At 48.7% G+C, this 9804-nt stretch carries 10 protein-coding genes; 9 read left to right on the top strand and 1 reads right to left on the bottom strand.

From position 1 onward, the window contains the following. Positions 1 to 3 precede the first annotated feature (3 nt). The 4 genes from HMPREF3168_RS08065 (at position 4) to HMPREF3168_RS08080 (ending at position 3711) form a co-directional block, all read left to right on the top strand. Positions 4 to 687 carry a thiamine diphosphokinase gene (locus HMPREF3168_RS08065; RefSeq protein ID WP_070489527.1) on the top strand — a complete coding sequence of 228 codons (684 nt, stop codon included), beginning with the start codon at positions 4 to 6 and terminating at the stop codon, positions 685 to 687. A 241-nt stretch (positions 688 to 928) separates the two neighbouring features. Further along, on the top strand, positions 929 to 1189 hold the full coding sequence (locus HMPREF3168_RS08070) for a hypothetical protein (protein ID WP_035170830.1): 261 nt from the start codon (positions 929 to 931) through the stop codon (positions 1187 to 1189). A 712-nt stretch (positions 1190 to 1901) separates the two neighbouring features. Further along, positions 1902 to 1976 (top strand): LPXTG cell wall anchor domain-containing protein, encoded by a 75-nt coding sequence (locus tag HMPREF3168_RS11010; protein ID WP_371440834.1) that lies wholly within the window; start codon positions 1902 to 1904, stop codon positions 1974 to 1976. A gap of 163 nt (positions 1977 to 2139) precedes the next feature. Next, the gene (locus HMPREF3168_RS08080; protein ID WP_070489530.1) at positions 2140 to 3711 is read left to right on the top strand and encodes an ATP-binding cassette domain-containing protein; all 1572 of its coding nucleotides are present in this window, start codon (positions 2140 to 2142) and stop codon (positions 3709 to 3711) included. Between the two features lie 100 nt (positions 3712 to 3811). Here HMPREF3168_RS08080 and rpmB read toward each other — a convergent pair whose 3' ends face one another. Further along, positions 3812 to 3997 (bottom strand): 50S ribosomal protein L28, encoded by a 186-nt coding sequence (rpmB, locus tag HMPREF3168_RS09960; protein WP_003615500.1) that lies wholly within the window; start codon positions 3995 to 3997, stop codon positions 3812 to 3814. Between the two features lie 175 nt (positions 3998 to 4172). Here rpmB and HMPREF3168_RS08085 point away from each other — a divergent pair, with 175 nt between their 5' ends. The 5 genes from HMPREF3168_RS08085 (at position 4173) to acpP (ending at position 9580) form a co-directional block, all read left to right on the top strand. Beyond that, entirely contained in the window at positions 4173 to 4535 is a 363-nt protein-coding gene (locus tag HMPREF3168_RS08085; protein WP_002879711.1) for an Asp23/Gls24 family envelope stress response protein, read from the top strand. Between the two features lie 19 nt (positions 4536 to 4554). Beyond that, a complete protein-coding gene (locus HMPREF3168_RS08090; protein ID WP_070489532.1) occupies positions 4555 to 6219 on the top strand; it encodes a DAK2 domain-containing protein in 1665 nt (554 codons plus the stop codon). Next, entirely contained in the window at positions 6219 to 8258 is a 2040-nt protein-coding gene (gene recG, locus HMPREF3168_RS08095) for an ATP-dependent DNA helicase RecG (protein ID WP_070489534.1), read from the top strand. The genes HMPREF3168_RS08090 and recG overlap by 1 nt, the downstream gene beginning before the upstream one ends. Positions 8259 to 8283: 25 nt before the next feature. Beyond that, on the top strand, positions 8284 to 9276 hold the full coding sequence (gene plsX / locus HMPREF3168_RS08100; RefSeq protein ID WP_003611984.1) for a phosphate acyltransferase PlsX: 993 nt from the start codon (positions 8284 to 8286) through the stop codon (positions 9274 to 9276). Positions 9277 to 9337: 61 nt separating this feature from the next. Continuing rightward, the gene (acpP, locus tag HMPREF3168_RS08105; protein ID WP_003611988.1) at positions 9338 to 9580 is read left to right on the top strand and encodes an acyl carrier protein; all 243 of its coding nucleotides are present in this window, start codon (positions 9338 to 9340) and stop codon (positions 9578 to 9580) included. The last annotated feature ends 224 nt before the right edge of the window (positions 9581 to 9804 follow it).

Raw genomic sequence — 9804 nt, forward strand, 5'->3', positions numbered from 1 at the left:
GTGATGGACGCGGCAGTGTTGCTTGGCGGGCCAAAGGAAGAATGGCCGGCTGATTTGAAGGAGCAGCTGAAGCAGGCGCAAGCCAAGGGTGACCTTTTGATTGGGGTCGACCGGGGAGCGCTGCTTTTACTGGAATTAGGCTTTAAGCCGGATTTGGCAATCGGAGATTTTGACTCGCTGAAGGCTGATGAACTGGCCTGGGTAGAAGGTATGGTCGCGGATATCCGCTATTCGGTGCCCAAGAAGGACTGGACTGATTCAGAATTGATGCTGGGGATTGCTTTTGGCGATTATAAGATTGACCAGCTAAAGGTTTACGGGGCTACTGGCGGCCGGCTTGACCACGCGGCGATCAATGCTTTTGGCATTTTGAACCCGGACCTGCGTAAGTATGCCAACCAGCTGACCTTGATTGACAAGCAGAATCTGATTTTTTACCGGCAAGCTGGCAGCTACGAGATGAAGAAGCAGGACTATAGCTACTTTGGGGTGACCTGCCTTCTGCCAGTAGAAGATTTGACGATTGAGGGGGCCTTGTATGACCTGGCTCCTTATAGCGGTGACTATCTGCGGTCCTTTACCTCTAATGAGTTTTTGCCGGATAAGGATAGCTGCCGGTTATCCTTGAAGAAAGGCTTAGTAGCGGTTGTTTATTCTAAAGATTTAGACCGCTACCAAATGGCTTGATTTGCAAAAGATAGTATAATTAATATTATAAAAAAGTCTCGCTGAAAAGCGGGACTTTTTCGCGCCTTTGACGTGATTTTACAAAGAAATGCAAATATTCCTCCGTGAAAGCGCTTATCAATAAATAACTTATTTGTATAATAAAAGCTAAGGGATATTATCTCGAACTATTGTGTGTTTATAGAGGTGAGTCATATGGAAAATAAAGCGAAAAAAAGATGAAGCAAGTGCAGCTGAAACGATGGCAGACTCAGCCAGAAGGCGCAAGAAGCCAAGACGGCTAATGATGAAGCTCAAGCAGCTTTGGCTGACCAAGAAGGCAGTTGACCAGGTAAACGGCCAGGTTAAGGAACTGACTGACGCGGATAATGAGGCTAAGGCTGCCAGCGACACCGCAAATAAAGACTTAGCTGCAAAGAAGGCAGCCGAAAGCGAAGCTGAGCAGGAATACCAGGCTTTACCTAAGGTAGTGGCCAATGACGCCTTGAAAAGGAAAAATTGACTAAGGCGCAAGAAGCAACTTCTGCCGCTCAAAAGGCGGCTGATGAAAAGGCTGACGCGCTCAAGGCAGCTGACGCTAAGCTTGCTCAAGCCAAACAAGAACTCGCAAGCGCCGAAAGCAACCTGTCTGCTAAGCAAGCAGCTTTGACTACGGCAAATGAAACTCTTGCTGCGGCTAAGCAGGAAAAGACTGCTGATGCCCAAAAAGCTGCAGAAGAAGCTTCTGCCGCAGACAAGGCAGCACAAAGCAAACTGGCCAGCGTAAACAAGGAAGCTGCGGAAAAGGCTGCTATTTTGGCTGAAGCAGAAAAGACTGCTACCAGTGAAAAGGCTAAGTTGGCAGAACTTGATGCTGCCGCAGAAGAAGCTGCTCAAGCTGAGGTGCAAGCCAACTTGGCAAGCAAGCAGGCTGATTCAGCTGTCGCGGCTAAGGCCAAGGAAGCAGCGGATTTGGCACTTACTGAAGCTAAGAAGCACCTGGCTATTTTGGAAGCTTTGGAAGAAGCAAACGAGCCGAGCGAAACTCCAACCACTCCAAGCGAAGACGAACTAGCTGAAACTCCAGCAGAAGACGAACCAAGTGAAAGTCCGGCTGACTCCGGGGAAACCGAAACTATCGTAATTCCGGCAGGCAAGACTGAAACCAAGGCAACTGGCAAAAAGCAAGCGCAACTTTGCCGCAAACCGGCGAAAGCCAGGATAAGTCTGCCTTTTTGGCAGGGATTGTGGCACTGCTGGCCAGTGCAAGTTTCTTCGTCTTTGGCCGGCGTAAGAAGAACGAAAAGTAATTGTATAAACAATAAAAGTATTGGAAAAGCGACTCTATTTCAGAGCCGCTTTTTGTATACAGCTTTTTTAAAAAATTAGAATCGTATATTTACATTTTAATTTTTCAGTAGTATTATTTTAAGCATATTTGGAAATACTTTATTATTTACGAGGAGGAGAGAAATGACGTTAAAATATGCCAGCAAGTGGAAGTTGCTGGTCTTTGCGGTCTTCGCCGCCGCAAAGGCACTGCAGGCGGTTTTTATCGCTTATGTCTTCCAGGAATTCATTAATTTTGCCGGAAATCCTAAGGGGAGTTTATTACAATTAACTATTAAAGCAGTTGTGGGTATTGTCCTTTTTGCCTGCCTGGCCTTAATCTACCAAATTATGCAGGCGAATATAATTAAGGACGTCAACCTGAAGATCAAGGAGCAGGCAACAAAATATTTGTTGTATTCAGATAATTCTGATCCCAAATTTGACCTGTCCTTTATGACTAATGACCTCAAGCAAGTGGAAAGTCACCGGGTGGAAGCTGAACTGGACATTATTTTCAATGGCCTGCAGTTCATCGCGGCATTTGCGGCAGCCATGCTGTCTTCCTGGGCTTTATCCTTGATTTTCCTGGTCGCCTCCCTGGCTCCCGGCCTTTTGCAGAATGTTTTCGGGCCAAAAATTGAATCTGCTTCTTCTGCCTGGGAAGGGGAGAACAGCAAATATACTGAGGCAATGACGGACACCATCAATTTTTCCGCTTTTGCCAGACTCTATGACGCTGAAGACAGTATTTACAGCAGAATGCTCCACTACAGCCAGAGAATGGAAACGGCCCTGGCCAAGATGAAAAAGGCGGAAATGGTGACGACAGAAGTCATCACTTCCTTTGCCTACGTCTGCAGCATGATCATTCCTTTCAGCCTGGGGATCTACTTTGTGACTCAAGGGCAGATCACTTTGGGGACCTTCATGATGATCTCCCAGCTGGCCAACAACTTTATCAATCCGATTGTCGGTATCTTTTCTTCGGTCAATGACATTAAAACCAGCAATCCGATCTGGGAAAAGTTTACTGCCGTGGCAGATTTTACAGCAAAAGAAAGTGCTGCGGACCGGGATGAATTTAAGGAACTCTCTTTAGACGATGCAAGTGTGCAAAGAGGGGACCGGAAGCTTTTAAACAATCTCGATTTGACTGTTAAAAATGGTGAAAAAGTCTTGCTGGAAGCACCGTCTGGCTGGGGCAAGACAACCTTGCTTAACGTCTTGGTTGGCCGGATCAAGCTGGCAGATGGACATTACGAGATCAACGGTGAAGACGCCAATGGTGACTGGAGCAAGGACCACGAGTACTTCTCCTTTGTCCAGCAGAAGCCTTATATTCTTGATGATACGATCGAATATAATATCTCTTTAGGCAGGGAAGTCAGCCGGGAAGACCTGCTGGCAGTTTGTCAAAAAGCCGGTTTAACCAGCTTGATTGAGGAAAAAGGTCTAGACTACCAAGTCGGAAAAGAAGGCAAAAACTTGTCCGGCGGTCAGGGGCAGCGGCTGGAAATCGCCAGAGCTCTGCTGGCCAAGCGGCCGGTGTTATTGGCCGATGAAGCGACCTCAGCCCTGGATCCCCGCTTGTCCAAGCAAATTCACCAGACAATTCTACAGAATTTCCCTAGCACCGTAATCGAAGTAGCTCACAAGATTTCAGATGAAGAAATAGCTATGTTTGACCGGGTGGTCAATTTAGCCGAGAAGTAACAAAACAGGCAGCTCAATGAGCCGCCTGTTTTTGTTGCTGATGAATTTTTGTCAAAAATAAAACCCGGCAGATCATTGATCTACCGGGCTCGTTTCGTCACTAGACACGGGTAACTTTACCAGACTTCAAAGTCTTGGTTGAAACCCAAACGCGCTTAGGCTTGCCGTTTACAAGAATGCGAACTTTTTGAAGGTTTGGCTTCCAAGAACGACTTGATGAGTTCAAAGCGTGTGAACGCGTGTTACCAAAAGTGGTCTTCTTACCGGTTACGAAATCTTTTGCCATGCTGCTAAACCCCCTTTACATGTCATGTCATACTATTAGACTTTACCATAAAGTTTGACCTTTTTCAATTATTATTTTGAAAAGTATTTTCCAGAAAATAAAGTTGGAACTGTTAGCTTTTGATCTCGTTATGATAAAATAAGGATGTATATTGGAAATAAGACGGAGGATAAACATGGCTGTTAAAATCAAGACAAAGTATGGTTTGATTGATATTTCAAACGGTGTAATTGCAACTGTTGTTGGTGGTGCAGCTACGTCTAACTATGGCGTTGTCGGTATGGCATCCAAGAATGCCATCAGAGACGGAGTCGACAGCATTTTGAGCCGGGCAAACTACAAGCGCGGCGTCGTTGTTAAGTCTGACGAAAATCAAGTAACTGTTGATGTCTATATTATTGTTGGCTACGGCTTGAAAATTTCTGAAGTAAGTCGTAATGTACAAGACAGTGTCAAATATAACTTAAGAAGCCAGCTGGGGATCGACACCAAGGCGGTCAACGTCGTTGTTCAAGGTGTAAAGGTTCTCGACGACTAGATAAGTGGAGGATTCAATATTGGTTTTAAGTGAAATTAGCAGTAAAGAATTTAGAGACATGGTGCGGATTGCCTCTCACCGGATGAGCAAGAACGTGCAATTCGTCAATGATCTAAATGTTTTCCCAGTTCCTGACGGCGACACTGGCACGAATATGAATCTCACGATGGAAAGCGGGGCTAAGGCCGTTTCCGAAAACACAAGCAGCAGTGTCGGCGACTTGACCGAAAGCCTGGCTAAGGGGATGCTGATGGGCGCGCGCGGCAACAGTGGGGTTATCACCTCCCAGCTCTTCCGCGGCTTCTACAAGGCAACTCAAGGCAAGACCACTTTGAACGCCCAGGAATTGGCAAATGCCTTTAGCAATGGTGTGGCTACTGCCTACAAGGCTGTGATGAAGCCGGTTGAGGGGACCATCTTGACTGTGGCCCGGGTCGGCGCTCAAGCAGGTGCTAACAAGGCAAATGAAACCGATGATGTAGAAGAAGTAATGCAGGCGATCGTTGAAGGCGCCAAGGAAGCTTTGAAGAGCACTCCTGACCTGCTGCCAGTTCTTAAGCAAGTCGGCGTGGTTGACTCCGGCGGCCAAGGTCTGGTCTTTATCTATGAAGGCTTCCTGGAAGGCCTTTTGGGTGAAAACTTCGATGACAAGTACGTGCCAGATGCTGACGACATGAACTCCTTGATCAACGCTACCCACCACCAGGCAGTGCAAGGGCAACTGGCAACTTCCGACATTGCCAACGGCTACTGTACTGAAATCATGGTTGACCTCAAGGCTGACGTGCCAAACAAGAAGCCATTCGACCTGGAAGAATTCAGAAGCTACCTGTCAGAACTGGGTGACTCCCTCTTAGCAGTTTCTGACGGAGAAATCGCCAAGGTTCACGTTCACACTGAATACCCAGGCAAGGTCTTCCTTTACGGGTCACAATTCGGCCAATTGGGCAAGATCAAGATCGACAACATGCGGATTCAGCACGAAACGATCGTTGACAACGGGCAAGAACAACAAGAAAGCGTTGACTTTGCAGTGATCGCAGTGGCTTCCGGCAACGGTGTCCGCAAGCTCTTTGAAAGCGAAGGGGTCAACCGGATCATCTCCGGCGGGCAAACCATGAACCCTTCAACTCAAGACATCATAGACGCCATCACCAAGTCTGGCGCCAAGCAGGCGATCATCCTGCCAAACAACGGCAACATCATCATGTCCGCCAAGCAGGCTGCTGAAGTTGCTGAAATCCCAGTCGGCATCGTGCCTTCCAAGACTATCCAGCAAGGTTTAACTGCTATGCTGGCCTTCAACCCGGAAGCCAGTGTTGACGCGAACGTTGAAGCCATGACTGATGAACTTGGCTCTGTCAAGTCCGGTGAAGTAACCCGGGCAACCCGTGACACTGAAATCAACGGCGTTGAAATCCACAAGGGCAACTTCATTGGTATCGTTGATGGCACTATTGTGGTTGACGATGTTGACCCAATTGTCGCAACTGTCGCTATGACAGAAAAGATGCTGGATGAAGACTCTGAAATCGTGACCGTGATGTACGGCAGCGATGCTACTGAAGAAGAAGCCCAGGCAGTTGTTGACCGCCTGGAAGCAGCTCACGAAGATGATGACTGCGAATTCGAAATTCACGACGGTGGCCAGCCAGTTTACAACTTCTTGATTTCTGTAGAATAATGACTTTAAACGAAGCTATTTTCAGACCGGTGACGGCCTTGAAGGGCGTGGGGGCCAAGACGGCAGAAGCTTTGCAGTCGCTGGGCATTTATAGCATCTACGACTTGCTCTTCTACTTCCCTTACCGCTATGACGAACTGGAGAACCTGCCGCTGGACCAGCTGGAGGACGGACAGAAGGTCATGCTGAAGGGGATCGTGGCCACCAACCCCTACCAGAATTACTTTGGCTACCACAAGAGCCGGGTCAGCTTCAAACTACGAATTGATCATGATATTATCATGGTCAATTTTTTTAACCAGCCATGGCTGACCAAGCAGCTGAGCGTGGGCCAGGAAATCGCCGTCTATGGCAAATATGACCTGAGAAAGCAGTGCCTGTCAGCTTATAAGCTCTTAGCCAATAAAAACAGTGATGACGGGATGGCGCCGATTTATTCGGTCAACCGGCAGATCAAGCAAAAGAAGCTGCAGACCATGATCGACCTAGCGATTGCCGAAAGCATGGATGAGATGGGCAATGCTGTGCCAGAGGACTTGCGCAAGCACTACCGGCTCATGGCTGACCAGGACCTGGTCATCGCCATGCACCACCCTAAAGACCTGACTGAGGCTAAGGAGGCCCGCCGAAGCGCTGTTTTTCGGGAATTCTTCCTCTTTCAAATGCAGCTGGCCTTGATGTCCAGCCAAAATAAGAGCCACAGTGGTTATGCCAAGCATTACGACCTGGAAGAAATCGGCAAGCTGACCAAGTCTCTGCCTTTTGCCCTGTCTCCTGACCAGAAAAAGGTGATTAATGAGATTTTTGCCGATATGTTTGTTGACCAGCAGATGCAGCGCCTTCTTCAGGGGGACGTTGGGTCCGGGAAAACCGTAGTGGCCGTGTTTGCCATTTACGGGGCAGTGACAGCTGGCTACCAGGCCGCCTTGATGGTGCCAACTGAAATTCTGGCCAACCAGCACTATCACAAAATTTCCGCCATGCTGGAAGATTTCGGCGTCCGGGTGGCCCTCTTAACGGGATCAACTAAAACCATGGAGCGGCGGGAAATCTACAAGGAGCTGGCTGATGGCAGCATTAATGTGGTGATCGGCACCCATGCCTTGATCCAAGAGCAAGTGGCCTTTAAAAAGCTGGGCCTGGTTATTATCGACGAGCAGCACCGTTTTGGCGTTGTCCAGCGCCTGGCCTTGATCAACAAGGGGGACCGGCCGGATATCCTGGCCATGACGGCGACCCCGATTCCCCGTTCATTGGCCTTGACTGTTTATGGCGACACCGCCTTGTCAGAAATCAGACACCTGCCAGCCGGCCGTAAGCCGATTAAATCCTACTGGAAGACCAGCAGCCAGCTAGATGAGGTGTATTCATTGATGCGCCAGCAACTGGCGGAAGGCTTCCAGATTTATGCGGTTACGCCCTTGATCAGTGGGTCGGAAACGATTGACCTGGAAAATGCTGAAGCCCTGCACGACAGGCTGGCCGGCGAATTTCCAGACCAGGAAGTTGTCCTTTTGCATGGGAAAATGGCGGCAGCTGACAAAGAGCAGATCATGGACCGCTTTGCGGCAGGGGAGGTCGATATTCTGGTTACTACCAGCGTGATTGAAGTTGGCGTTGACGTGGCCAATGCCAACTTGATGGTCATCTTTGACGCTGACCGCTTTGGCTTAAGCCAGCTCCACCAGCTGCGTGGCCGGATCGGCCGGGGGCAGACGCAAAGTTACTGCGTCTTTTTAGCTGACCCGAAGACAGAAGCCGGCAAGCAGCGAATGAAGATCGTGGCTGAAACTAACGACGGCTTTAAGCTCGCCGAAGAAGACCTCAAGATGCGGGGCGAGGGTGACCTCTTTGGCAAGGCTCAGTCAGGCCTGCCGGAATTCAGGACGGGCAGCGTTGTCAGCGACTACCAGGTCATGGTGGTAGCCAGGGATGAGGCCAAGCGGATCGTCCAGGCTGATCCGGACCTGAAAGCAGAAAAGTTGGCAGACCTGCAAGCTGTGATAAAATATAAGAAAATCGTACAAGCGAGAGCTTAGTCCAATATAGAAAAAGAGATTATTGATGAGAAAAATCGCGATTGACGCCATGGGCGGGGAAAACGCTCCTGAGGCGATTGTAGAAGCAGTTTTAAAGGCCAAGCCTGAACTGCCGGAAGACAAGTTTATCTTCTTCGGCGATGAAGGCAAGCTGAAAGAGCTGCTGCCAGCAGGCGATGACCAGATCGAAATCGTGGCCACCACGGAAGTTATTCTTGATGAAGATGAGCCAGTCAAGGCCATGCGGACCAAGAAGGATTCTTCCATGGTCGTGGCAGCTAACTGGGTCAGGGAAGGCAAGGCAGACGCTTTGCTGTCACTAGGCAATACCGGGGCCCTGTTAACCTGCGGGATCTTCATTGTCGGCCGGATCAAGGGCGTGGCCCGGCCAGGCCTCATGCCGACCATGCCAGTTGAATCTTCAGATGACGGCTTCAACATCATTGACGTTGGCGCTAATGCTACTAGCAAGCCGGAATACCTGCTGCAATGGGCGGAAATGGCCTCCTACTATGCGGAAAAGGTCCGTGGCGTTTCCAAGCCAAGAGTAGCTCTTTTAAACAATGGGGCTGAATTTGACAAGGGCGACGACCTGCACAAGGAAGTCTACCAGCTCTTGCAGGACAGCTCCCTGAACTTCACCGGCAACATTGAAGGGCACGAACTCTTGCAAGGGAAGGCCGACGTTGTGGTCACAGACGGTTTTACCGGCAACGCGGTCTTAAAGAGCATCGAAGGAACGGCCAGCGTCATCATCCACATGCTGAAAGACGGCCTTTTGAACAATGGTGTTAAGGCCAAGCTGGGGGCCCTGCTGGCTAAAGACGCCTTGAAGTCTGTAGCCAGCCGCTTTGACACGGCCAAGTATGGCGGGGCGGTTTTGCTCGGTTTAAACTCACCAGTCGTCAAGCAGCATGGCCGGTCAGACGCCCGGGCCGTCTACTACGCGGTTAAGCAGATCGACAAGATTTTGACTGAAGACTTAACAAATACCTTTAAGCAAGAATTCAGTAAGTAAGGATAAGAAAAAGAAAATAGCCCAAGCAAGTGGGCAGTTAGAAATTATAGGAGAAAGAATAATGACTGAAGCAGAAATTTTTGACAAGATTGCCACTTTGATCGCTGACAACTTCCAGCTGGACAAGGACAAAATCACTATGGACACTAACTTTACCAAGGATCTGGACGCTGACTCCATCGACTTGGTAGAATTCATCATGCAGCTGGAAGACGAATTCGGCGCTGAAATTCCTGATGAAGACGCTGCTAAGATTATCACAGTCGCTGACGCGGTAGCTTACATCAAGAGCCACCAAGGCTAAAGTGCATTGAAAACGAAATGAAAGCAACTAATATTTAATTAGCATTTGCCAAAGAAAGATCTGCGGCAAATGCTTTTTTTGTGGTCTCTTTCCAGGAAATGGCGGCAAATATGATAAAAAGCAAACAATAATTTAATGATTATGATGTGGACTGGCAGAAATGATGAAGAAACAACTAAAAAGCACTAGAAAATAATCGCCGATTGTAAAATTAAACTGAACAC

This window comes from Lactobacillus sp. HMSC08B12, assembly GCF_001808415.1.
GTDB classification, from domain to species: Bacteria; Bacillota; Bacilli; order Lactobacillales; family Lactobacillaceae; genus Lactobacillus; species Lactobacillus delbrueckii.